General features: G+C 68.1%; 25 protein-coding genes and 1 pseudogene. 13 read left to right on the top strand and 13 right to left on the bottom strand.

The features are described 5' to 3' along the window. The first annotated feature begins 69 nt into the window (after window positions 1–69). From rpsA to IE200_RS15045, 6 genes are all read left to right on the top strand, one after another. Window positions 70–1,551: a 30S ribosomal protein S1 gene (gene rpsA / locus IE200_RS15065; RefSeq protein ID WP_191280308.1), complete on the top strand. Its 1,482-nt coding sequence runs from the start codon at window positions 70–72 to the stop codon at window positions 1,549–1,551. A gap of 125 nt (window positions 1,552–1,676) precedes the next feature. Further along, window positions 1,677–2,384, top strand: coding sequence for a patatin-like phospholipase family protein (locus IE200_RS15060; RefSeq protein ID WP_229856605.1), 708 nt, complete (start codon window positions 1,677–1,679; stop codon window positions 2,382–2,384). Next, window positions 2,357–2,518 (top strand): hypothetical protein, encoded by a 162-nt coding sequence (locus tag IE200_RS20815; RefSeq protein WP_229856634.1) that lies wholly within the window; start codon window positions 2,357–2,359, stop codon window positions 2,516–2,518. Before IE200_RS15060 ends, IE200_RS20815 begins: the two co-directional genes overlap by 28 nt. 276 nt (window positions 2,519–2,794) lie before the next feature. Then, window positions 2,795–4,075, top strand: coding sequence for an aminotransferase class I/II-fold pyridoxal phosphate-dependent enzyme (locus tag IE200_RS15055; protein WP_191280307.1), 1,281 nt, complete (start codon window positions 2,795–2,797; stop codon window positions 4,073–4,075). Between the two features lie 37 nt (window positions 4,076–4,112). Continuing rightward, window positions 4,113–4,709, top strand: a complete 597-nt coding sequence (coaE, locus tag IE200_RS15050) for a dephospho-CoA kinase (RefSeq protein WP_191280306.1) — start codon at window positions 4,113–4,115, stop codon at window positions 4,707–4,709. Between the two features lie 40 nt (window positions 4,710–4,749). Next, window positions 4,750–6,072, top strand: coding sequence for a glycoside hydrolase family 3 protein (locus IE200_RS15045; RefSeq protein ID WP_191280305.1), 1,323 nt, complete (start codon window positions 4,750–4,752; stop codon window positions 6,070–6,072). A gap of 4 nt (window positions 6,073–6,076) precedes the next feature. Here IE200_RS15045 and IE200_RS15040 read toward each other — a convergent pair whose 3' ends face one another. After that, entirely contained in the window at window positions 6,077–7,042 is a 966-nt protein-coding gene (locus tag IE200_RS15040; RefSeq protein ID WP_191280304.1) for a sigma-70 family RNA polymerase sigma factor, read from the bottom strand. Between the two features lie 198 nt (window positions 7,043–7,240). Beyond that, on the bottom strand, window positions 7,241–8,542 hold the full coding sequence (locus IE200_RS15035) for a DNA polymerase IV (RefSeq protein WP_191280303.1): 1,302 nt from the start codon (window positions 8,540–8,542) through the stop codon (window positions 7,241–7,243). A gap of 197 nt (window positions 8,543–8,739) precedes the next feature. On the opposite strand from IE200_RS15035, the gene IE200_RS15030 reads away from it, so the two are divergent. Both IE200_RS15030 and IE200_RS15025 read left to right on the top strand, forming a co-directional pair. Beyond that, entirely contained in the window at window positions 8,740–9,741 is a 1,002-nt protein-coding gene (locus IE200_RS15030) for a DUF4192 domain-containing protein (protein WP_191280302.1), read from the top strand. A gap of 53 nt (window positions 9,742–9,794) precedes the next feature. Beyond that, window positions 9,795–11,258: a glutamate--cysteine ligase family protein gene (locus IE200_RS15025; RefSeq protein ID WP_191280301.1), complete on the top strand. Its 1,464-nt coding sequence runs from the start codon at window positions 9,795–9,797 to the stop codon at window positions 11,256–11,258. A gap of 18 nt (window positions 11,259–11,276) precedes the next feature. Here IE200_RS15025 and IE200_RS15020 read toward each other — a convergent pair whose 3' ends face one another. Next, window positions 11,277–11,714, bottom strand: coding sequence for a hypothetical protein (locus tag IE200_RS15020; RefSeq protein ID WP_229856603.1), 438 nt, complete (start codon window positions 11,712–11,714; stop codon window positions 11,277–11,279). Between the two features lie 126 nt (window positions 11,715–11,840). Here IE200_RS15020 and IE200_RS15015 point away from each other — a divergent pair, with 126 nt between their 5' ends. From IE200_RS15015 to IE200_RS15000, 4 genes are all read left to right on the top strand, one after another. After that, the gene (locus IE200_RS15015) at window positions 11,841–12,242 is read left to right on the top strand and encodes a universal stress protein (RefSeq protein WP_191280300.1); all 402 of its coding nucleotides are present in this window, start codon (window positions 11,841–11,843) and stop codon (window positions 12,240–12,242) included. A gap of 45 nt (window positions 12,243–12,287) precedes the next feature. After that, window positions 12,288–12,881 carry an HhH-GPD-type base excision DNA repair protein gene (locus tag IE200_RS15010; RefSeq protein WP_191280299.1) on the top strand — a complete coding sequence of 198 codons (594 nt, stop codon included), beginning with the start codon at window positions 12,288–12,290 and terminating at the stop codon, window positions 12,879–12,881. Between the two features lie 171 nt (window positions 12,882–13,052). Next, on the top strand, window positions 13,053–14,528 hold the full coding sequence (locus tag IE200_RS15005; protein WP_407941012.1) for an RNA polymerase sigma factor: 1,476 nt from the start codon (window positions 13,053–13,055) through the stop codon (window positions 14,526–14,528). 60 nt (window positions 14,529–14,588) lie between these two features. After that, complete coding sequence (locus IE200_RS15000) at window positions 14,589–15,131, top strand: hypothetical protein (RefSeq protein ID WP_191280298.1); 543 nt, start codon at window positions 14,589–14,591, stop codon at window positions 15,129–15,131. Window positions 15,132–15,161: 30 nt separating this feature from the next. Here the strand turns inward: IE200_RS15000 and IE200_RS14995 are convergent, their stop codons facing one another. Next, the gene (locus IE200_RS14995; RefSeq protein WP_191280297.1) at window positions 15,162–15,638 is read right to left on the bottom strand and encodes a DUF456 domain-containing protein; all 477 of its coding nucleotides are present in this window, start codon (window positions 15,636–15,638) and stop codon (window positions 15,162–15,164) included. A gap of 81 nt (window positions 15,639–15,719) precedes the next feature. Continuing rightward, window positions 15,720–15,965, bottom strand: coding sequence for a DUF7455 domain-containing protein (locus IE200_RS14990; protein WP_191280296.1), 246 nt, complete (start codon window positions 15,963–15,965; stop codon window positions 15,720–15,722). Window positions 15,966–16,200: 235 nt separating this feature from the next. Between IE200_RS14990 and IE200_RS14985 the strand changes: the two genes are divergently transcribed. Continuing rightward, the gene (locus IE200_RS14985; protein ID WP_229856600.1) at window positions 16,201–18,273 is read left to right on the top strand and encodes a DNA gyrase/topoisomerase IV subunit B; all 2,073 of its coding nucleotides are present in this window, start codon (window positions 16,201–16,203) and stop codon (window positions 18,271–18,273) included. A gap of 162 nt (window positions 18,274–18,435) precedes the next feature. On the opposite strand, the gene IE200_RS14980 is transcribed toward IE200_RS14985, so the two are convergent. From IE200_RS14980 to IE200_RS14950, 8 genes and pseudogenes are all read right to left on the bottom strand, one after another. Continuing rightward, complete coding sequence (locus IE200_RS14980) at window positions 18,436–18,720, bottom strand: hypothetical protein (protein ID WP_229856599.1); 285 nt, start codon at window positions 18,718–18,720, stop codon at window positions 18,436–18,438. A 222-nt stretch (window positions 18,721–18,942) separates the two neighbouring features. Next, complete coding sequence (locus IE200_RS14975) at window positions 18,943–19,542, bottom strand: recombinase family protein (protein WP_456237866.1); 600 nt, start codon at window positions 19,540–19,542, stop codon at window positions 18,943–18,945. A gap of 286 nt (window positions 19,543–19,828) precedes the next feature. After that, complete coding sequence (locus IE200_RS14970; RefSeq protein ID WP_191280293.1) at window positions 19,829–20,482, bottom strand: cation diffusion facilitator family transporter; 654 nt, start codon at window positions 20,480–20,482, stop codon at window positions 19,829–19,831. Continuing rightward, a complete protein-coding gene (locus tag IE200_RS14965) occupies window positions 20,479–20,859 on the bottom strand; it encodes an ArsR/SmtB family transcription factor (protein ID WP_191280292.1) in 381 nt (126 codons plus the stop codon). The genes IE200_RS14970 and IE200_RS14965 overlap by 4 nt, the downstream gene beginning before the upstream one ends. A gap of 702 nt (window positions 20,860–21,561) precedes the next feature. After that, the gene (locus IE200_RS14960) at window positions 21,562–22,164 is read right to left on the bottom strand and encodes a helix-turn-helix domain-containing protein (RefSeq protein WP_191280291.1); all 603 of its coding nucleotides are present in this window, start codon (window positions 22,162–22,164) and stop codon (window positions 21,562–21,564) included. Window positions 22,165–22,702: 538 nt separating this feature from the next. After that, window positions 22,703–23,272 carry a zinc ribbon domain-containing protein gene (locus IE200_RS14955; protein ID WP_268245554.1) on the bottom strand — a complete coding sequence of 190 codons (570 nt, stop codon included), beginning with the start codon at window positions 23,270–23,272 and terminating at the stop codon, window positions 22,703–22,705. A gap of 48 nt (window positions 23,273–23,320) precedes the next feature. Further along, window positions 23,321–23,512: pseudogene (locus IE200_RS21040) on the bottom strand (recombinase family protein); the annotation flags it as partial. Between the two features lie 65 nt (window positions 23,513–23,577). After that, window positions 23,578–23,894 (bottom strand): transposase (locus IE200_RS14950; RefSeq protein WP_191280289.1); only part of this gene is annotated, 317 nt, incomplete at its 5' end.

Genomic DNA, 23,894 nt, shown 5'->3' with positions numbered 1-23,894 from the left:
GAGGCCCAGTGAAACAGACTTCTCGCGCGCATCCGTACGACTCCATCCATCCAAGGAATCACTTCCCATATGACGAGCACGCTCTCCGCCCTTCCGGACTACGACGCGCCCCAGGTGGCCGTCAACGACATCGGGTCCGAAGAGGACTTCCTCGCCGCAATCGATGCGACCATCAAGTACTTCAACGACGGCGACATCGTCGACGGCACCATCGTCAAGGTGGACCGTGACGAGGTCCTCCTCGACATCGGCTACAAGACCGAGGGCGTCATCCCCTCGCGAGAGCTGTCGATCAAGCACGACGTCGACCCCAACGAGGTCGTTTCCGTGGGCGACAAGGTCGAGGCCTTGGTCCTCCAGAAGGAGGACAAGGAAGGTCGCCTGATCCTGTCCAAGAAGCGCGCCCAGTACGAGCGCGCCTGGGGCACCATCGAGCAGGTCAAGGAGGAGGACGGCGTCGTCGAGGGCACCGTCATCGAGGTCGTCAAGGGCGGCCTCATCCTCGACATCGGCCTGCGCGGCTTCCTGCCGGCCTCGCTCGTGGAGATGCGTCGCGTCCGCGACCTGCAGCCCTACGTCGGCCAGACGCTCGAGGCCAAGATCATCGAGCTCGACAAGAACCGCAACAACGTGGTCCTGTCGCGCCGTGCCTGGCTCGAGCAGACCCAGTCCGAGGTCCGCCACGGCTTCCTCACCCAGCTGCAGAAGGGCCAGATCCGCAAGGGTGTCGTGTCCTCGATCGTCAACTTCGGTGCCTTCGTGGACCTCGGTGGCGTCGACGGCCTCGTGCACGTCTCGGAGCTGTCCTGGAAGCACATCGACCACCCGTCCGAGGTCGTCGCCGTGGGCGACGAGGTCACCGTCGAGGTCCTCGACGTGGACATGGACCGCGAGCGTGTCTCCCTGTCGCTGAAGGCGACGCAGGAGGACCCGTGGCAGCACTTCGCCCGGACCCACCAGATCGGCCAGATCGTGCCGGGCAAGGTCACCAAGCTGGTGCCCTTCGGCTCGTTCGTCCGCGTCGAGGAGGGCATCGAGGGCCTGGTGCACATCTCCGAGCTCGCCGAGCGTCACGTCGAGATCCCCGAGCAGGTCGTCCAGGTCAACGACGACGTCATGGTCAAGATCATCGACATCGACCTCGAGCGTCGCCGCATCTCGCTGTCGCTCAAGCAGGCCAACGAGACCGCCGCCGCCTCCGACGTGGAGGAGTTCGACCCCACGCTCTACGGCATGACCGCGACCTACGACGAGCAGGGCAACTACGTCTACCCCGAGGGCTTCGACCCCGAGACGGGCGAGTGGCTCGAGGGCTTCGACGAGCAGCGCGCGATCTGGGAGGACCAGTACGCCAAGGCGCACGCCCGCTGGGAGGCGCACGTCAAGCAGCAGGAGGAGGCCAAGCAGGCCGAGGTCGAGGCCGGCGAGGCCACGTCCTACTCCTCCGGTGGCGACCAGGTGGCCGAGACCGGTGGCGACACCGGTGGCTCCCTCGCCTCCGACGAGGCGCTGCAGGCGCTCCGCGAGAAGCTGACCGGTGGGCAGGCCTGATCGGCTGACCCGCTAGCTCCACAGCACCACCACGAACGGCCCGCCGGGACTCCCGGCGGGCCGTTCGGCGTACGCACGGGTGTCGGGGGCGGATTCCGTCAGGGTGTGTCCGCTAGAACTGGCGCATGACTGGACGCGGCACCTCGGCACTGGTCCTCGGCGGAGGCGGGATCACCGGCATCGCCTGGGAGCTCGGCATCCTCGCCGGGCTCGCGGAGGCGGGCGTCGACCTGAGCGGCGCGGACATCGTGGTCGGCACGTCTGCCGGCTCGGTGGTGGGCGCGCAGGTGACCAACGGGTTGTCGCTGGACGAGCTCTACGCCACGCAGCTCGAGCCGCCCGACGCCGAGCTCGGCGGTCGGATGTCGCGGGTGGCGGCGCTCAAGCTGCTCCCGCCGTACGCCCTGCCCGGGAGCGGGCGTACGAAGCTGGCGCGCGTCGGCAAGGTCGCCCACGCCGCGCACGAGCCGGGCTCGGTCGACCGCGAGGGCGTGATCCGCTCGCGACTGACCGTGCACGGCTGGCCCGAACGGGACCTGCGGGTCACTGCGGTCGACACCGCCAGCGGCGAGTTCACCGTCTTCACCCCGTCCTCCGGCGTGGACCTGGTCTCCGCCGTCGCCGCGAGCTGCGCCGTGCCGACCGTGTGGCCGCCCGTCGAGATCGGGGGGCGCCACTACATGGACGGGGGCATGCGATCGACTGCCAACGTCGACGTCGCGCGCGGCGCGGAGCGGGTCGTGGTGCTGGCACCGCTGCCGCGCTCGATCAGCAAGAAGACGTCGATCCGGGCGCGCTCGAGCGGGTGGCGCCCCGGGCGTGGTCGGTCGTGACGCCGGACGCCGAGGCGCTGACCGTGTTCGGGCGCAACCTGCTCGACCCTGCCAAGCGCGCGGTCGCCGCGGAGGCCGGGCTGCGGCAAGCGCGCGACGTGGTCGACGACGTGCGCGGCGTCTGGCAGGCCTGACGCCAGCCGTCACGCCGCACGGCGCCCCATCGACTCGGGGCGCATGCGGGCCACGGTCAGCCAAGTCCGCCCCGGACGGTGGTCGCGTCACGCACGTCGCCGGCGGTTTGTCCACGTCCTCGGCACGCGTACCCGGCGGTCACCCGGACGGACCACGTCGCCGATGCAGCCACCAAGCCTGCTGCGACCGGCGGAGCCGGGGTCGTCCGACACCCCCGTCCCGCTCCGTGGGTACGAGCGTCCGGTCAGGTCGCGCGCCTCGGTAGCCTTGCGCGCGTGAACGCGACTGCGCTGGCCGACCTGTCCGCCGACGACCTCGCCGCGCTGCTCGAGGAGCAGCGCGCTGCGTACGACGACCTCAAGGCCCGCGGGCTGAAGCTCGACCTGACCCGCGGCAAGCCGTCGTCGCAGCAGCTCGACCTCGCCGACGACCTGCTGCGGCTGCCGACGTCGACGAAGGACGCCAGCGGCACCGACGTGCGCAACTACGGTGGGCTCCAGGGACTGCAGGAGCTGCGGGAGATGTTCGCCGAGCTCCTGTGGGTCGACGCCGACCAGGTCGTGGCGGGCGGCAACTCCAGCCTGTCGATGATGCGCGACTGCCTGGTGTGGATGATGCTCTTCGGCGCGGTCGACTCCGAGCGGCCCTGGGGCAGGGAGGAGAAGGTCCGCTTCGTGTGCCCGGTGCCGGGCTACGACCGTCACTTCACGCTCCTCGAGAGCCTCGGCATCGAGATGCTGACCGTGCCGATGCGCGAGGACGGACCCGACGCCGAGGCCGTCGCCGCGCTCGTCGCCGACGACCCGAGCATCAAGGGCATGTGGATCGTCCCGACCTACGCGAACCCGACCGGCGCGATCTGCAGCCAGGAGGTCGCCGCCCGGCTCGCCGCGATGCCGACGGCTGCGCCGGACTTCAAGATCTTCTGGGACAACGCCTACGCGCTGCACCACCTCACCGCAGACGAGGCCAAGAGCGCCGACATCCTCACCCTCGCCTCGGCAGCCGGGCACCCGGACCGCCCGATCATGTTCGCCTCGACCTCGAAGATCAGCTACGCCGGTGCCGGGGTGGCCTTCATCGCCGCGTCGGCCGGCAACGTCAGCTGGTACCTCGCGCACCTCGGCACCGGGTCGATCGGCCCCGACAAGGTCAACCAGCTGCGCCACGCGGAGTTCTTCGGGTCCGCCCAGGGCGTGCGTGACCACATGGTCAAGCACCGCGAGATCATCGCCCCGAAGTTCGCCGAGGTCGACCGCGTGCTGTCCGAGCGGCTCGGCGGCCGCGGCGTGGCGACCTGGAACACGCCGACCGGTGGCTACTTCGTGAACCTCGACGTCGTGCCGGGCACCGCCAGCCGCGTCGTCGCCCTGGCCAAGGAGGCCGGCATCGCCCTCACCCCGGCGGGCTCGTCGTTCCCCTACAAGCGCGATCCCGACGACACCAACATCCGGCTCGCGCCGACCATGCCCCCGCTGGAGGAGGTCACGGCGGCGATGGAGGGCGTCGCGACCTGCGTGCTGCTCGCCGCTGCCGAGAAGGCCGCGGCGGCGTGAGCCGTACGCCGCGCGCCGCTGTCGTGGAGCAGGACCGGTGACCGTACGCGTCGGACTGACCGGGGGCATCGCCTCGGGCAAGAGCACCGTGTCGGCCATCCTCGCCGAGCTCGGTGCGGTGGTCATCGACGCCGACCTGCTCGCCCGTGAGGTCGTCGCGCGCGGCACGCCCGGGCTCGACGCCGTCGTCGCCGAGCTGGGGCGCGGGGTGCTGACTCCTGAGGGCGACCTGGACCGCCCGGCCGTCGGGGCACTGGTCTTCGCCGACGCCTCGGCCCGCAAGCGTCTCGAGGCGATCATCCACCCGCTGGTGCACCGGCGCAGCGCCGAGCTCGAGGCGGCCGCGGCACCGGGCTCGGTCGTGGTGCACGACATCCCCCTCCTGGCCGAGGTGGGTCGTGCCGGGCAGTTCGACGCGGTGGTCGTCGTCGACGTCCCCACCGAGGTGCAGGTGGCACGGATGGTCGGGGACCGGGGGTCGAGCACGGAGGAGGCGCAGTCGCGGATCGCCGCGCAGGCCTCGCGCGAGGACCGGCTGGCGATCGCCACGCACGTGATCGACAACACGGGCTCGCTCGAGGACCTGCGTCGACGCGTCGAGGAGGTCTACGCCGACCTGGTCGCGCTGGCCTGACGTTTCCGGATCACGAGGGTCGGCCCGGTAACCTCCACGCGTGCTCCCGATCCGACCCCGACTGGCCGTGATCGCGACGGGCGTCCTGCTGGTCAGCGGGTGCGCGGGCCTCGGGTCCACCCCCGACGACGCCGCGCCGGCCGCCCCCGCGCCCTCGTCGTCCGCGCCCGCCACCGACGAGGCCGGTTCTGCGTCCGCCGACGCGGAGCAGCCCGAGGACCCGGACACCCCGACGTCGTGGGGCCCGACCGTCGGAGAGCTCGCCGAGGCCCAGGAGCTCGTCGCCACCTGGACGCCCGAGCAGCTCGCCGGCGGTGTGATCGTCGGCCGGTTCCACGGCACCGACCCCGAGGAGCCCGCGCGCATGGTGCGCGAGCTGCACCTGGCCGGCGTGTCGGTCACCGGCGCCAACGTCCTCGACCAGCAGCAGGTGCTCGACATGACCGCGGCCATCTCTCGTGCCGCGGCCGACGACGGTCGCGAGTTCCCGCCGGTGATCGGGGTGGACCAGGAGGGCGGCTACGTCTCGCACCTGCGTGGCATCGCCACCGAGTTCCCCCACTTCGCCTCGGCGGGGCTGGCCATCGCGGCCGATCCTGGGCTGGGTCGCCGGGTCACCCGTGCCGCCGCGCTGACGACGGGACTCGAGCTGCGCGGCCTGGGGTTCACCTGGGTGTTCGCGCCCGTCGCGGACGTCACCATCGGTGCCGCCGACCCCACGATCGGCCTGCGCTCGCCGTCGATGGACCCCCGGCTGGCCTCGCAGGCAGTCGGTGCCGCCATCAAGGGCTACGACGACGCCGGCATCGTCTCGACGGTCAAGCACTTCCCCGGGCACGGCGGGGCGACGTCCGACAGCCACGACACGCTGCCGGAGCTCGACGCGACGCTCGAGGAGCTCTCGGCCCACGACCTGCCGCCCTTCGAGGCAGCCGTCCGCCAGCAGGCGCCGGCGGTGATGATGAGCCACCTCGACCTGACCGACATCGCGCCGGGGGTCCCGGCGAGCATGGCGCCCGAGGTCTACGACCTGCTGCGCGACGAGCTCGGGTTCGAGGGCGTCGCCATCACCGACTCGCTCGGCATGGGCGCGGTCGGGGGCCGGCCGACCCCGGCGCTGCAGGCGCTCCAGGCCGGCGCGGACCTGCTCCTGATGCCGGTGGACAACGCGACGACGCACCAGATCGTCGTCGACGCCCTCGACGCCGGGCTCGTCTCCCGGGCCCGGGTGGAGGAGGCCGCCGCGCGCGTCGTGGCGCTGCAGATGTGGCAGGAGCGGATCGCAGCACAGCGGCCCGTGCCTGCCGACGTGGTCGACCGGGCACGGGCCGCGAGCGCGGACCTGGAGTCCGCGGCGTACTAGAAGGTCAGGCCGCGAGGTCGGGGTCCCCGGCACGGCGGAGCTTCTGCAGGGCCTCGCGCTCCAGCTGGCGCACCCGCTCGGCCGAGATGCCGTGACGGGCACCGATGTCGGCGAGCTTGTGCTGGCGACCGTCGGCCAGGCCGTAGCGGGCCCGGACGATGTCCGCCGAGCGCTCGTCGAGGATGGCCACCAGGTCGTCGAGGCGCTGGCGGGCCTCGGCGTCGAGGTAGTTGAGGTCCGGGCCGGGGGCCGTCTCCTGGGCCATCAGGTCACCGAGGGACGTGTCGCCGTCCTCGTCGACAGGCGTGTCGAGCGAGACGTGGTCGCGGCCCCAGCTCATCAGGTCGAGGACGCGGTCGAGCTCCATGCCGAGCTCGGTGGCGATCTCCTCGGGCTCCGGGTCGCGGCCGAGCTGGCGCTCGAGCGTGCGACGCGCGCTGCCCACCTGGTTGAGCTCCTCGACGACGTGCACGGGGAGGCGTACGACGCGAGCCTGCTGCGCGATGCCGCGGGTGATCGCCTGGCGCACCCACCACGTGGCGTAGGTGGAGAACTTGTAGCCCTTGGTGTAGTCGAACTTCTCGACCGCGCGGATCAGGCCGGTGTTGCCCTCCTGGATCAGGTCGAGCATGGGCATCTGCGAGCGACCGTACTTGCGGGCGATCGACACCACGAGGCGCAGGTTGGCCTCGATGAAACGGTCGACGGCGAGCCGGCCCTGCTCGGCGAGCCACTCGAGCTCGGCCTCGTTGGCGCTCATCGGCGCGCCGCCCTTGCGTCGGCCGACGCGGCCGGTGTCGAGCAGGTGCTGGGCCAGCAGGCCCGCCTCGATGGTCTTGGACAGCTCGACCTCGGTCTCGGCGTCGAGGAGCGGGGTGCGAGCGATCTCGTCGAGGTAGAGGCCCACGCTGTCGCGGCCCTCGATCTCACGAGTGGTGCTGGTCGTGCTCTTGCGCTGTGCAGTGCTCATCTCGTCCTCCTGCTCTCGTGCGACCACCCCGTGTCGCACATCTGTTCCAACGCCTGTGTCCGCTGCGGGATTCCCGATCGGATTGGTGCCTTCACCTGCCTTGACGAGCCAGTTCCCCCGGGAGTTGCACGAACGGCCAACTCTCAGGGACTTCTCAGGGGTTCCCCGGTCGGTGCGGGGACATACCCCGCGGGAGGCTCAGTCCTCGGCGGGCGGCTCGGGGCGCCGCAGGGCGGGGTCGTCGGCGCGGAAACTGCGGACCGGTCCGGGCGGGGTGTCCGCGGTCTCGAACCGGACGGTCACGACGCCGGCCCCCGAGCCCCAGACCCAGCCGGGGCCCAGGTCGTCGTGGACGACGTCGGCTCCCGGGGGCCAGGCGCGCCGAGGAGGCTCGGGCAGCACGACCTCGGCCTCCTCCTCGTCCGTGGTCTCGCCGAAGAGGTCCTCCTGGACCCAGTCGGCGAGGCCGGAGACGCCCACCCCGAGGAGGCGTACGCCGCCGGTGGTGTCGAGGTCGGCGAGCAGGGAGCGGGCGATGCGACCGATGGTGCCGCCGTCGTCGGTGGGGCTGGACAGGGTGCTGGAGCGGCTAAGGGTGGTGAAGTCGTGCAGCCGCACCTTGATGGTCACCGTGCGACCGGAGAGGCCGCTCTTGCGCAGCCGGGTCCCGACCTCGCGGGCCTGGCGCGTGAGCAGGCCCTCCATCAGCCGACGGTCGGTGAGGTCGGAGTCGTAGGTGCCCTCCACGCTCACCGACTTCGCCTCGCGCTCCGCCACGACCGGACGCGAGTCCTGCGCCCGCGCCAGCTGCCACAGGCCGTGTCCCTGCGCCTGCCCGAGGAGGCGTACGAGCTCGTCCTCGGTGACGAGCTCCAGCTCGGCGATGGTGTGGATGCCCGCGCGGCGGAGCCGTTCGGCGGTGGCCGGGCCGACCCCCGGGATCACGTGGACCGTCATCGGTCGGAGCAGGTCGAGCTCGGTGCCGGGAGGGACCACCGTCATGCCGTCCGGCTTGTCGAGCTCGCTGGCGACCTTGGCGAGGAACTTCGACGAGGCGATGCCGACCGTCGCGGTGAGCCCGCCGGTCACCTCCTGCACCCGCGCGCGGAGGCGCTCGCCGACCTCGGTGACCGTCGCGACCTCGAGGTCGGGGAGGTCTGCTGCAGCGAGGTCGACGAAGGCCTCGTCGAGGGAGAGGGGCTCGACGAGGGGGGAGAGGTCGCGCAGGACCTGCATCACCTGCCTGCTCGTCTCCCGGTAGGCGTGGAACCGACCGCTGAGGAACGCTGCGTGGGGGCAGCGGGCCCGCGCCTCGCGCCCCGACATCGCCGACCCGACGCCGTACCTGCGCGCTTCGTACGACGCCGTCGCCACCACGCCGCGACCCCCGGTGCCGCCGACGATCACTGGCTTGCCCCGCAGGGACGGCTTGTCGCGCTGCTCGACCGCGGCGAAGAAGGCGTCGAGGTCGAGGTGGAGGATCGAGGCGGTGTCGCGCATCAGCCGGGGACCCGGGATCCGTAAGGCTGCCTCACCGTTCCATTCTCGCCCACGCATGCGTGACGGCCGGTGCGACGGGCCTGCGCGCGTCGATCGTGGGCCACGAACCGTCCACAGCCAGCCGCCGTACGGACTTGTCCACAGGTCCGTGGCCTGACCGGCATGGCCCGTCGGTGGCGGCGGGAAGCGTCGTCGACATGGAACCCGATGACCACGCCACGACCTCATCCGCCCACGACCGCCCGCGCCGCGGCGTCACCACCCTGCGGGCACGCACACCCGACGACATCGCGGCCTTCGTGCCGCTCGCCCTCGGGTTCGTCCCCGAACGCTCCGTGGTCGTCATCGGCGTCGGCTCGCCCGGCGGGATGAGCGCCCGGGTCGACCTGCCCCACGACCCCGACGACGTCGACGACGTGGTCGAGGCACTGCTGCGCCCGGCACGCCGCAACGGCGTGCGCGATGTGGTGGTCGTCATCTACGACGACGACACCACGGTGGCCGACGAGGCCGCGTGGGCCCTCCACGAGGAGCTCACGGCGGCCGGCATCTTGGTCCACGAGGTGCTCCGGGTGCACGACGACCACTGGTACGCCGTGCTCCCCGGTGCGCCCCTGGCCGCCTACCGCGGCGTTGCGTTCACCCGCTCGGAGCACCCGTTCACGGCGCAGGGCGTCTTCGACGGTCGCGTCACGCACACCAGCCGCGAGGCGCTGCGCGCCACGCTGGACCCCGACGTCGCGGGGGTACGGGCGACCGAGGCCGCCCTCGAGGGTGCGAGCGCGCTCGCCGCCGGCGCGCTGGGGCGCCTGGTGCGCGATCACGTCGACCACGGCACCCGGTTCTCCTGCGGCGAGCTGGCCGCGGTCGCGCTGACGGTGCCCTCGGGCGCGCGACGCGACGAGGCGTGGGCGTGGCTCTCCCGGGACGAGGCTCGTCGCGCGGTCGACCTGTGGACCGATGCGGTGAGGCGCCTGCCCGCCACCCACGTGGCCGCACCGGCAGCGGTCCTCGCCTTCGCGGCCTGGCTCCTCGGCGACGGTGCGCTGGCGTGGTGCGCGGTCGACCGGTGCCGCGACGCCGAGCCGGAGCAGTCCCTCGGGACCCTCGTCGCCCAGCTGCTCGAGTCGGCGACCTCGCCCGACGAGTGGACCCTGCTCCGGCCCCGGCTGGCCGCCAGCGGTGACCCGGCCGCCTGAGACCAGCCCGGCGGGCGGTTCCCGAGGCACGCGCGCGTGGCTAGGGTGCGGACATGGGAGAAGAGGTCGCGCAGCAGGAGTTCAGTCGGGCCGACCGGACGCGGCACCGGGAGAAGGTGCGGCGCAACCTCGACGTGTTCGCCCGGATGCTGCGCGAGGCAGCATTCGACACCGACGACCCGATGACCGGTCTGGAGATGGAGCTCAACCTCATCGACGACGCGGGGGACCCGGCGCTGAAGAACGCCGAGGTGCTCGAGGCGATCGCCGACCCCGACTTCCAGACCGAGCTCGGCCAGTTCAACATCGAGATCAACCTGCCGCCCGCCAAGCTGCGCGAGGGCGGCCTCGGGACCTTCGAGGAGAGCCTGCGGCGCTCGCTCAACGACGCCGACGAGAAGGGGTCGCGGGTCGGGGCGCACCAGGTGATGATCGGCATCCTGCCCACGCTCGCCGAGGGGCACATGACGCGCGACTCGCTGAGCTCCAACCCGCGCTACAGCCTGCTGTCCGAGCAGATCCTCAACGCGCGCGGGGAGGACATCACGATCAGCATCTCCGGCAAGGAGCGGCTCACCACGACGGCCGACTCGATCGTCCCAGAGGCCGCGTGCACCAGCACGCAGTTCCACGTCCAGACCTCGCCCGACCAGTTCGCCTCCTACTGGAACGCCGCGCAGGCGATCGCCGGCGTCCAGCTCGCCGTCTCGGCCAACTCGCCCTACCTCCTCGGCAAGGAGCTCTGGCGCGAGACCCGCATCCCGCTCTTCGAGCAGGCGACCGACACCCGCAGCGAGGAGCTCAAGGCGCAGGGCGTGCGTCCGCGCGTGTGGTTCGGCGAGCGGTGGATCACCTCGGTGTTCGACCTGTTCGAGGAGAACGTCCGCTACTTCCCGGCGCTGCTGCCCGTGACGGACCAGGAGGACCCCCTTGAGGTCCTCGAGTCGGGAGGCACCCCGGCCCTGCACGAGCTCAAGCTGCACAACGGCACCATCTACCGCTGGAACCGCCCCGTCTACGACATCTCCCAGGGCAGGCCGCACCTGCGGGTGGAGAACCGGCTCCTGGCTGCCGGCCCCACCATCGCCGACACGATCGCCAACGCGGCTCTGTGGTTCGGCCTGATCCGCCACCTCGTCGATAGCGAACGGCCGCTGTGGTCGCAGATGTCCTTCTCCGCAGCGGAGGAGAACTTCCACGTCGCCGCCCAGACCGGTGTGGACGCGCAGGTCTACTGGCCCGGCATCGGACAGGTGCGTGCCACCGAGCTCGTGCTGCGCCGGCTGCTGCCGATGGCGCGCGCCGGCCTTGAGTCGTGGGGTGTGCCGAGCGAGCAGAGCGACCGCTACCTCGGGATCATCGAGCAGCGGTGCCAGGCCGAGGCGAGCGGTGCGGGCTGGTTCGTCGAGCGGGTGCGCCAGCGCGGGGGAGAGGACCGCTTCGACGCCCTGCGCGCGACCCTGCTCGACTACCGCGACCGGATGCACAGCAACGAGCCCGTGCACGCCTGGGACTGACCGGAGTCGACCCGCGAGTCACCGCGGGCGCAGGCGGCGCCACTCGCGTCGTACGTCGCTGACGGGGTCGAACCATCCTCGTCGGGTCACCACGACGAGCCCGACGTGCATGCCGAGCGCCTGGGCGGCCCAGGAGGTCGGACCGAGCCACCGCAGGTCGTCGTCGTGGGGGCTGAGCTCGCCGGGGCGGGTGAGCCACAGCAGGGGACGAGCGGTGAGCGAGGCCGACCGGCGCAGCATGGCCAGCACGACGTCGGCGCGCAGCCCGGGATCCGACGCGGTGCCGTCGTCCGGGTGGGCGACGCACCGGCCAGGCACGCCGGCGTGCACGACGGGCGCGAACCGGCGCCGGCGCTCGCGCTCCACCAGCTCGAGGGTCGCGGCGCGCAGCATGGTGTGGGTGTAGCGGTCGATGGGTGGGCGGATGGCGTACGGGCCGGCGAGCTGGGGAGCCACGGGTCCAGCGTGCCGTACACACCCGCACGGGCGACGCGCTCCTCCACAGGCGCCCACGGCCGAAGATTTTCCGTTACGGTGCCAGCAGGCCAGCGGCGAGCCGCCGCGGCCCCGAGAGGAGACACCATGGGCACTGTCGTCGTCGGTTACGTCCCCAAGCCGGAGGGCGAGGCCGCTCTCGCCGCTGGCATCAGCGAGGCCAAGCTGCGCGGCAGCAAGCTGGTCGTGGTGAACTCCCACCGGGGAGGCCAGGAGTACGACGGCACGGCGGCCAGGGCCGCGGAGGACGAGCTCGCCGCGATCCAGGCGAGGCTCGACGAGGCCGGTGTCGAGCACGACATCCGCCAGCTCGTGCGCGGCTTCGAGCCGGCCGAGGACCTGATCAGCATCGCCGAGGCCAACAGCGCCGAGCTGCTCGTGATCGGTCTGCGCCGCCGCTCGCCCGTCGGCAAGCTCATCCTCGGCAGCAACGCCCAGCGGGTGCTGCTCGACGCCCCCTGCCCGGTCCTCGCGGTCAAGGCCCAGTAGCCCACGAGGTCCTGCCCCGCGCCACGAGTCGGGCAGGATGGCCCCATGGGTTTCAAGATCACCGGCGATCCCGCCGCCGACAAGGTCCTCGACGACTCGCCGTTCGCGCTCCTCGTCGGGATGATGCTCGACCAGCAGTACCCGATGGAGCACGCCTTTCGCGGGCCCGCCAAGGTGCTCGACCGTTTCGGCACGTTCGATCCCGACGCCATCGCCGCCGCCGACCCCGAGCAGTTCGCCGCGATGGCCGCGACCCCGCCGGCCATCCACCGGTTCCCGGGCTCGATGGCTGCCCGGCTCCAGGAGCTGGCCCGCATCGTCGAGGAGACCTACGGCGGTGACGCCTCGCGGATCTGGACCGAGGCGGCCGACGGCAAGGACCTGCTCAAGCGGGTCATGGCACTGCCCGGCTTCGGCAAGCAGAAGGCGCAGATCTTCGTCGCCCTGCTGGCCAAGCAGGCCGGTGTCCGGCCCACCGGCTGGGAGGCCGTGGTGGGGGACTACGCGCTGGAGGGGCACCGCTCCGTCGCCGACGTCGTGGACGCCGACTCGCTGCAGAAGGTGCGCGACTTCAAGAAGGCCAAGAAGGCAAAGACGGCCAACACGCCCACGAAGCCCGCGCCCCGGTCCGCCGGCTGAACGCCCGTGCGCGGCCGTACGCGCCGGGCGGGCGGGCGGTGCGGGATCCTCAGGGGGGCCGTGGCAGAATGACGACGCGGCTCTTGACGTCACCGGGTCTCGCCGCGCCCCGAAGTTGCTGGACGAGAGGTGTTCGTGTCCTCACACGCACGCAAGTTGCTCCCCGCAGAGGTGCTCACGCACCCCTCCATCACCGCACTGGTCGCCGAGGCCACGCCCTCGGGCACCGTGTCCCCCGAAGACGTACGGCGCGCCAGTGACGAGGCCGGTGTCGAGCCCCGCCACCTGAAAGCGCTCCTCGTGCACCTCAGCGGCCTCGGCATCTCGGTCCAGATCGACGCCACCAGCCTGCGTGCGGTCGCCGCCACCAGCAAGCGCGCCGCGACCTCGTCGGCCGCCAAGAAGGCACCGGCCAAGAAGGCCGCTGCGACCGAGGCCCCGGCCAAGAAGGCAGCCGCGAAGAAGACGGCCACCAAGGCCGCCGCCCCGGCGAAGAAGACGGCGGCCAAGAAGGCCGCGACGTCCCCTGCTCCCGCCGACGAGGTCGTCGACCTCGGTGCCGTCGAGGCGCCGGTGATCGGTGCGGACGGCAAGAAGGTCCTGCCCGACATCCCGGACGCCGAGTTCGAGAAGGACGTCGCCGCCGACCCGACGATCAAGGAGGACGAGAAGCAGGCCTTCACCGTCTCCGCGGCCGACGAGACCGACGAGCCCGAGCAGCAGGTCATGGTCGCCGGCGCGACCGCCGACCCGGTCAAGGACTACCTCAAGCAGATCGGCAAGGTCCCGCTGCTCAACGCCGAGATGGAGGTCGAGCTCGCCAAGCGGATCGAGGCCGGCCTGTTCTCCGAGGAGAAGCTCGCCAAGGGCGGTCGCATCAGCCCCAAGATGCTCGAGGAGTACGAGTGGATCGCCGAGGACGGTCGGCGGGCGAAGAACCACCTGCTCGAGGCCAACCTGCGGCTCGTCGTGTCGCTGGCCAAGCGCTACACCGGCCGCGGCATGCTCTTCCTCGACCTCATCCAGGAGGGCAACCTCGGCCTGATCCGTGCGGTCGAGAAGTTCGACTACACCAAGGGCTACAAGTTCTCGACCTACGCCACGTGGTGGATCCGCCAAGCAATCACCCGCGCCATGGCCGACCAGGCCCGCACCATCCGCATCCCGGTGCACATGGTCGAGGTCATCAACAAGCTCGCCCGCGTCCAGCGGCAGATGCTCCAGGACCTGGGCCGCGAGCCCACGCCGGAGGAGCTCGCCAAGGAGCTCGACATGACCCCCGAGAAGGTCATCGAGGTCCAGAAGTACGGCCGCGAGCCGATCTCGCTGCACACGCCCCTGGGCGAGGACGGCGACTCGGAGTTCGGTGACCTGATCGAGGACTCCGAGGCGATCGTCCCGGCCGATGCGGTCTCGTTCACCCTGCTGCAGGAGCAGCTGCACGCGGTGCTCGACACCTTGTCCGAGCGGGAGGCGGGTGTGGTCTCCATGCGCTTCGGCCTCACCGACGGCCAGCCCAAGACGCTCGACGAGATCGGCAAGGTCTACGGCGTGACCCGCGAGCGGATCCGTCAGATCGAGTCCAAGACGATGTCGAAGCTGCGGCACCCGAGCCGTTCGCAGGTCCTGCGCGACTACCTCGACTGAGCCGTCCACCCCCCGACGTGGGTGGACGCGGCGGGGGGGCGCGATGACAGACTCGACCCCATGAGAACTCGGATCTCAGCGGCCGTCGTCCCTGCGCTCGCGCTCGGCGTGCTGGTAGCCGCGCCGGCGCACGCGGAGCTCTACGCCATCGACGACCCTGCCGACGCCCGGGCGTCGCTGACCGACGTGTACGGCCTCGAGGCCGACCACGGCAGCGACGCCCTGCTGGTCAAGGTGCGCTTCAACGAGCTCATGCGGTCCAGCGCCGCGGGTGTGTCGGTGTTCGTCGACACCGACCGTGACGCCAAGGGCCCCGAGTACGTGCTCAGCAGCGGGCTCGGCGACGGCACCGACTACGTCCTGACCGCGGCGGACGGTTGGCGCGGCAGTGACGAGCAGGTCAGGTGCGACTACACCGCCCGGCCCAGGTGGGGGCGGGACGTGTTCCGCGCGCGGCTCAGTCGCGGTTGCTTCGACGGGGCGGGATCCGTACGGCTCTCGGTCAAGATGGTCGACCCGGTCGACGGCTCGCACCCGGTGCGCGACTGGGTGCCGCGCCGCAAGCGCTGGACCCTGCCGATCGCCTCGGGGCTGCGCGCCTGAGCCTGCGGTCGCTCGTACGCATGGCGCCGGTCAGGTCACCACGACGCCGACGACCCACGCCGCCGCGGCCAGGCACGCCGCGACGAGCTCGATGAGGATCGAGACCCCGACGGCCCTGAGCGCTCCCTTGGTCGAAGGCCAGGCCAGGGCCGCGCCGACACGGGCACGTTCGGCGACGTAGATCCCGAGGACGAAGCCGATGAACAGCCCGATCACCGGGACGACGAAGAACCCGATGAAGCCCAGGAGCGCGCCGACGAGGAGCGTGCGGTTGGGGACACCGGAGGCCTTGAGCTGACGGCCGGGCACGAGGTACTTCACCACCGTCCCGGCGGCGAGCAGGACGGTGGCGACCGCGAACACGATCCAAGCGGTCGACGTGCCCACCTGCAGCGCCCAGACGAGGACCGCGCCCAGGACGAGCACGGTGCCGGGCAGGACGGGCAGGACGATGCCGACGATGCCGACGGCGATCGCGAGGGCGACGAGGATCTCGGTGAGGCTCACGCGGCACAGCCTCGCAGACGCAGAACGGCCCCGGAGACCTGAGTCCGGGGCCGTTCTGGAAGTCGGGTGGGCGGGGGAGTGTCAGGCCTCGCTCCCCGCAGCGGGGGCCTCGAGCTTGTGGGTCTCGTCGTGGACCTTCGCAGCGACCTCGCGGAGCTTCTCTCCGTGCTCGCGGGCGTGGTGGGCGCAGAAGAGCAGCTCGCCGCCGGTCTGGAGCTCCACACGGAGGTAGGCCTGGGCGCCGCAGCGGTCGCAGCGGTCACCAGCCGTGAGGACGGCCTGGGTGGGTGCGGTGGCAGTGGTCACGTCAGCCTCATTTCTGTTCATCGGTGTCTGGCCCAACGTAGCCAGTGGGGCAAAGATTCCCCGCCGGCGGGTGTAGATCGAGAACTCGTTCAGTGAATCACGTCGCACCCTTCCCCGCTGGCGTTGTCCTCATGCGTGGACGGACCGTTGCAGAAGCGATACCTGTGAGGTGCCCCGCGCTAGACCTGCTCATGCGCGTCCGGGGGCAGGCGTGCCTCCGTCGCCGCCCGGCGTGTCGCAGGTAGGTTCTCTCCTCGTGGCAGCACCGTCAGACAACACCTACAACGCAGCGCACCTCCTGGTCCTCGAGGGACTCGACGCCGTCCGCAAGCGCCCGGGCATGTACATCGGCTCGACCGACACCCGCGGGCTCATGCACTGCCTGTGGGAGATCATCGACAACGGCGTCGACGAGGCCCTGGCCGGTGTGGCCCACCTCGTCGAGGTCACCCTGCACGGCGACGGCTCCGTCGAGGTCTACGACGACGGGCGCGGCATCCCGACCGACAAGGAGCCCAAGACCGGGCTCCCCGGCGTCGAGGTCGTCGCGACCAAGCTCCACGCCGGCGGCAAGTTCGGCGGCGGCTCGTACGTCGCGACCGGCGGCCTGCACGGCGTCGGCCTGTCGGTGGTCAACGCGCTGTCGTCGCGGATGGACATCGACGTCGACCGCTCGCCCAGCCAGCAGGGCCTGTCGTTCCAGCGCGGCGTGCCGGGCGTCTTCGACGGCGACGGCCCCGACGCCGCGTTCACCCCGCAGTCCGGCCTGACCCGCAAGGGCAAGCGGGTCGCGAAGGGCAAGACCGGCACCCGCATCCGGTTCTGGCCGGACCGCCAGATCTTCACCAAGGACGCCCGCTTCGAGATGGACGGCCTCGTCGGCCGTGCGCGGCAGACGTCGTACATCGTGCCGGGCCTCGAGCTCGTCATCCGCGACCGGCGCACGGGCGAGATGGTGGAGGAGAAGTTCCGCCACGACGGCGGCATCGCCGAGTTCGTCGAGTTCCTCTCCCACGGCGAGCCGGTCACCGACATCCTGCGCCTGCAGGGCACCGACACCTTCACCGAGACCGTGCCGCTGCTCGACGACAAGGGGCACATGACGCCGCAGGAGGTCGAGCGCGAGCTCTCGGTCGACGTCGCCGTGCGCTGGGACACCGCCTACGACACCGAGGTCCGTTCCTTCGTCAACGTGATCGCCACCCCCAAGGGCGGCACCCACGTCAGCGGCTTCGAGACCGCGCTGACCAAGACGTTCAACGACGCGATGCGCGCCGCGAAGGTGCTCAAGGCCGCCGACACCGACGTGATCAAGGACGACGTGCTCGAGGGCCTCACGGCGGTGGTGACCGTACGCCTGGCCGAGCCCCAGTTCGAGGGCCAGACCAAGGAGATACTCGGCACCCCCGCCGCGCGAGGCGTCGTGCGCAAGGTGGTGGCAGGCGAGCTCAAGTCGTTCCTGACCTCCACCAAGCGCGCCGAGAAGGCGCAGGCCAAGCTGCTGATGGAGAAGGTCGCGGGCGCGTCGAAGACCCGCCTGGCCGCCCGGCAGCACAAGGAGAACCAGCGCCGCAAGAACGCGCTCGAGTCCTCCGCCCTACCGGCCAAGCTGTTCGACTGCCGCAGCACCGACACCGAGCGCACCGAGCTCTTCATCGTCGAGGGCGACTCCGCGATGGGCACGGCGAAGGCGGCGCGCAGCAGCGAGTTCCAGGCGCTGCTGCCGATCCGCGGCAAGATCCTCAACGTCCAGAAGGCCACCGTCGGCGACATGCTCAAGAACGCCGAGTGCGCCTCGATCATCCAGGTCGTCGGCGCCGGCTCGGGCCGTACGTTCGACCTCGAGGCGGCGCGCTACGGCCGGATCATCCTGATGGCCGACGCCGACTCCGACGGTGCCCACATCCGGTGCCTGCTCGCGACGCTGTTCTTCAAGTACATGCCCGAGCTGGTGCGCGACGGGCGGCTCTTCTCGGCCGTCCCGCCGCTGCACCGCATCGAGCTGTCCAACCCCAAGAAGGGGATGGACAAGTACATCTACACCTATTCCGACGACGAGCTGCAGCGCAAGCTCGCCGAGCTGAAGCGGAAGAACGTGCGTTGGAAGGACCCGGTCCAGCGCTACAAGGGCCTCGGCGAGATGGACGCCGACCAGCTGGCCGAGACGACCATGGACCCCCGCCACCGCACGCTGCGCAAGCTCACCATCGACGACGTCGACGAGGCGAGCAAGGTCTTCGACCTGCTGATGGGCTCCGACGTCGCGCCGCGCAAGGAGTTCATCGTCGCCAACGGAGGGCATCTATCAGACGATGACCTCGACTTCTGACCTAAGGCACTGGGGGGAGTAGGGGCCGGAAACTCCAACACCCGTCCTGACCTGCACGGATGCTGTCCCAGCGGGAGGGGCCGGAAAATCCGGCCTACTCTGGACACAGCAAGACCCCGGACATTGGCCGTCCGGGGTCTTGTGCGTGGTGGCGTCAGCGTCCTACGTCCACTTGATGCCCTCGGGGTTGTAACACACAGAGACGTTGTAGCCCTTCACCTCTTCGCCCTTGCCGTTCTTGACCTTCTTGCCGTCCTTGTCCGTGGCGGTCTCGCCGGATGCAATCGCGGTGTACTCCCACGGGCCGTCGTTCTTGTTGCCGTCCTTGTCTCGCCCATTCTGTCGGTCCACCCACTGCGCTACCGACTGCGCAGAGGACACGTTCTTTGCCACGGTCGCCCACTGTCCGGGGTTGTCCTTGAACTGGGCCACTACATCAGTCTTCATGTACTTGTGCTCCCCGTTTGGCGAGCGCGTGGCTCTGGGCTTCTGGGGAGAAAACTCTAGTTTCACAGCGTCTCCTTGCTCTGGTTGCTTGGGTACACCCTACGTGTCCTGTCAACCTACAGCGTTAGAGGCATCCCAATCTCCAAAATGCATAAATTTGTGTGTGGTGGATAACCACCACTACCGGCGGGCTACTGCCCGACCGATAGTGAGCACACTCGCCTACGCGGCTGCCAGTGCGTTGTAGAGGGTCTGTCGGGACACGCCTAGGTCACGGGCAACCTTGGCTTTGGCGACTCCAGTGGCGACCAGTGTCTTGGCTTGTTCGACTTGTTCGGGATTGAGTGCTCGTGCTCTCCCGCGATACTTGCCCTGAGCCTTGGCAATCTCGATGCCCTCACGCTGTCTCTCGCGGATGGTGGCCCTCTCAAATTCGGCAACACTTGCGAAGATGCCCAACAGGAGACGACTCATGCTGTCGCCCTCGCCCTCGCCCTTGAACGTGAGACCTTCCTTCACGAACTCGACCGTGACACCCTTGCCGGTCAGCGTCTCCACCAGTTCCAGCATGTCGCGCATGTTGCGTGCCAGACGGTCGAGAGAGGCAACGCGCACGGTGTCTCCCTCACGGACGTAGCCCAGCAACTCTGTCAGTGCGGGACGCTCTGTGTTCTTACCGCTCGCCTTGTCTGTGAAGAGCCGGTCACACCCTGCCAGCGTCTCAATCTGCCTCTGTGGGTTCTGGTCAGCCGAACTGACTCTGACGTATCCAACTACCTGACCTGTCATGTTGGGGTTACACCCTTCTGCACTTGTGTCCATCTTCTCTAATCTGGACTCTAGGTAGACAGTATCACTCTGTGTTCTAGGTGTCTTGTTTTTGTCTACTCCAGTTTGGCACCCGTTGTAGTCCTAGTCTCAACTACTGGTTGAGTGCTGCCAGTGCTCCGTGCAAGACGCTTGCAAAGTAGTCTTACGAAACCCCCTCGCAGAATCACGGGGACTTCTACATGCTCTTGCGCTGTCTCAGACACGAAAAAACACCGGGCTAGTTGCTCCCGGTGTTCTTTCGCGAAGGACTCACAGACCCCTTGTAGGGCTCTGTAGGTCAGTCGTCATCGTCCTCGTCCTCGACAAGTTCGCCTTCCCACGCCTCGCGGCCCTCCATGATTGCGAAGCCAGCGATGACGAACCCTGCTACCGGGTCGAGCCATGCCGCGCCGGTCAGCGCGAACAGGCCCAGACCGATGAGCGTTGAGATGCTCAGCAGCACACAGATGCGGGTCTCAGCGGCGTCGGCCAAGATGAGCGGGTCGTTGCCGAGCGCTACGCCCACACGTCGCTTGGCCGCAGCCAGCACGGGCATGACGACCACGGACGCCACGAGCAGCACGATGCCTACCGTGGAGGTCTCGGGCGTCTCGTCGTTCAGGAGGCTGCGCACGCCTTCGAAGACGACGTAGGCCGCCAGGACGTAGAAGGTGACGGCTACGGCCTTCAAGGTGCGGCGCTCCTTGTCCTCGTCCGCCTCCCCGTGTCGCAGTCTGGCTGCAAGGCGGATGCCGACGAGCACCGATGCCGCAGACTCGATGCCTGAGTCGAGTCCGAAGCCCACCAGAGACACTAGACCGGCCATGAGTCCGACGGTGATGGCGATAGCACCCTCTACGACGTTGTAGGCAACCGTGAACTGGGCAAGCCGCAGGCCCCTGCGTGTCAGCCGCTCTTCCTCTTGGGAAGTCAGCTCGGGGGTGCTTGTCATCGGTTGGTCTCCTCATCGTTGGTCTGGGTGTGTGTGCCGAAGTTGTCGCAAAGGGCCACGGCCTCGCCTGTGTCGCGTAGCAACTGCTCAGCAGCGGCGAGCAGCATCGCCGTCGTGTCTGGGTGCGCCAGCGAGTACACGGAGGACCGTCCGACCGCCCGGACCTGAACCAAGCCGCAGTCCCGCAGGCACGCCAGATGCTCGGAGACGGTGGACTGGGCAAGGCCAAGATGCGCGGTCAGGTCTACGACGCGATGCTCTCCAAGCGCGAGGTGCCGAAGGATGCCGAGCCGCGAGGGGTCTCCGAACCCACGGAAGAGGCATGCGGCAACCGCGAGTCCTCCGGCGCGGTCCTCATCGGGCACAACCTGTGTCATCGGCATATCCCGATGTTGGCGCAGACGGGCAACGTTGTCAAAGCGAGCCGGGACGGGATGCCTACGCATGCATGAGAACCCTCTGTGCGCCTGTCTGACGGCATGAAAAAGACTCCGGGTAGTCCGGAGTCTCTTCCATAACGCGATGCTCTAGAAGCCTTGTTCTTCTACGTGTGCTTTCAAAGCCTTGTTCTCTGGCCTGTCTAGTTGGTAGGACACTCGCAGTGTCACACCATGGTCGAGACCCCCGTTGCCAATCTGTGTCCACTCAGCCCGGTAGCCAGTTAGGTGTACTGCCCTGACCAAAGGCTTGGTGTTCAAGATGCCCTGCTGTAGTTCTAGGTGCAGGACCAGTACCGGCCCTGCCTTGCTGTCCTCAACGTGCACGGCTGCTGTCTTCACGTCCTCGCACGTACAGGCGTACCCACTACCTGCCAGACATGAGAAGCCTAGGAACTCCCTAGCGCACGCGCCGAGCGTCTGCGTGCTCACCAATTCTCCCAATGTCTCAGTCATTGGTGCTCACCAGTGTTGCCAAGTGGCGTTCCACCTTGGCGCGTGCTAGCGGCTCTGTCGGGTCTACGCCCATGGCGTTAGCCAAGAGGATGATGTTTGTTGCCCTACCGGCGCGGGCTACCTGCTCTAGGTGCCTGTTTGTTTCGTCTAGAAGGTCTGCTAGACCCTCTGCTCTTACTTCAATACTCATCTTGCTTTCTCCATTTCATTGTTTTCTTCCGCGTACCACCAGTCTCTACCGCCCTCTTCCCAACTCGATACCCCTTCTACAGCAGGGGTGTCCCTGTCTGTAATAGTGCCAACACTTAGCAGGCTAGGACTGTCGTAGTTGGAGGAAGGTAGGGACGGGGGACGCGAAGCGTCTTCCGTTGGCGTAGCCAACTGTGAACTATCTTCTGAACTATCTTCTGTATTTTTCTTTGAACTATTGGCCCCTTCCACAGCAGGGGTGTCGTCTGCTACAGCAGGGGCCTTCGCCCCTTCTGCGGCATGGGTGTCGGTGTGTTTGATGCGCACTACTAGCGGGTCTAGCGCCTGAATGGCCGGTACGTTGAGAACGTAGGAGTTCCTGCGTCCCTTCCTAACCTTTGTAACCAGACCCTCTAGGTACACGTCAGCACCCTTGAAGTTCTTCTCATGCTTGATACCGCGTGCCTTGCAAAGACGCTCGACAGACGGCCACGACAGTCCCTCATCGTCAGAGCGCATGATGAGTTCAATCAGTAGGGTCTTGTTCTCCGCTGCTAGATTGCTCATCAGCGTCGTGTTAATCAGTTCAAACTTGTTCATAATGGTAGTAATCCTTCGTTAAAGTCAGAAACAGCCCACGCGCTACCATTCGCGTGGGCTGTCTCCTAGGGAACTGGTCCCTGACTTTACAAAGGAAAACTGTGATGAACTCCCGAATGGTAGTTGTGCGGTGTGTTCTGCTACTACCATTGTATCACGAGAACAACTCTTTTGAATAGTCTCAGGAAATTCTTAGGTTGCCGGTAGTTACTCAAATCTAGGAGGACCTTAATACCTACCGGCAACCCGTGAGAGTCAGACTGAGAAAGCAATCCAAACTATGTATTATTGCGTCATTCTCTCATCTTCTATTGTACAGGCTAAGCCCATGAATGGCAAAGAAGTGGAAGAAGTCCACTCATGGGCGAACGGTGCGATAAGTTCGCATCTAGAGACTTTTCTCAGGCGTCTCTCTCGTTCTGTTCCAGTATATCGTATGTGACGTTACGGGCACGTTAATCTATTCTCGTTCATATGCCTATAAAAAGACTAGTCAACAGTCAGGCAATCTTATTGCATTGTCGGCATGTCGTTTTGACTACATGTCTTCCGGGTCAAGGTCCCTACTGAGAGTCACGATGGAACCGTCTGTGTAGTGAACCTCAAACCTCGCAGGGTTGAAGGGTTGGTTACCTCTAGAGAGTGCCGGACCTACAACTACGTCTGTAATCTGTTCTGAGATGAACGCTCGCTTCTGTGCAAGGTTCATCTTTTGGTAGTCCAGTAGCCGTTTGGTCACTGCGTTCATACGAGGCTTGCTCTTGACTGCTTCTTTCGCAACGGCCTTAATCTTCGCATCCAATTCCCTGATGGGTCCCTGAGCCTCGGCAAGCGTGTACAGACCCGCTCGGTAGCCCTCTTGCCACTTGGCACGCTCAGCCCTCAGTGACGCTTCCTCAGCCTTGTAGTCCCGCTTAGGGGCTGGGAGAGTGGTCCTAGATGACCTAGCCCAGTCCAGCGCGGCCCACACAATCCAGCGGTCTGCCTGTGCGATGCGTACTGAGAGGCGACCACAACCCCCGTAGGTAGTGCTACAGCGGTACATCTGGTTTGAGGGGTTGCCCTTCATGGGGGACAGGCAGTAGCGACATTTGAGGATGCCGCTCAACAGATACCGGCGCGTGTTGGTACCTGCTGAGTCGTTGGCAAGGTTGGCTTGTGCTGCTAGCCATGTGTCTTCATCCACCAGAGCCGGGTAGATGGAATCTGCTATGACCTCTCCCTTAAAGGTCACCTTGCCGTAGTACACATGCTTGGTCAGCGTCTCTCCCAGTACACCACTGGTCCAGTCCCTACCGCTGACAGTCTTGATGCCGCGTGTTGTGAAGTCTCGTGCAATCGCTGTCGTGGACTCTCCCGACGCTGGTCAAGTCCCGAGTGGTGGTGTAGCGCTGCGTGTTCCTTCGCGGTGTTTCAGGCGGTGAGTGCTGGTAGGTCTTCAGCTCCGATCTCGGGTTCGGTGGTGGGGACGATGTTGACTCGGCAGCGGGCGAGGACTTCGAGTCCGAGGTAGCGGCGGCCTTCGGCCCATTCGTCGGTCTGCTCGGCCAGGACCGCGCCGACGAGGCGGACGATCGCGTCGCGGGTGGGGAAGATCCCGACGGAGTCGGTGCGGCGCCGGATCTCGCGGTTGAGGCGTTCGGCGGGGTTGTTGGACCAGATCTGGGTCCACACGTCCTTCGGGAAGCCGGTGAAGGCGAGGATGTCGTCGCGGGCGGCGTCGAGGTGGT

Source organism: Nocardioides flavus (ex Wang et al. 2016) (assembly GCF_014653115.1).
In the GTDB taxonomy this organism is placed as follows: Bacteria; Actinomycetota; Actinomycetes; order Propionibacteriales; family Nocardioidaceae; genus Nocardioides; species Nocardioides flavus.
Note: the sequence above shows the minus strand (reverse complement) of the source record. Positions and strands in the feature narration are given on the sequence as shown.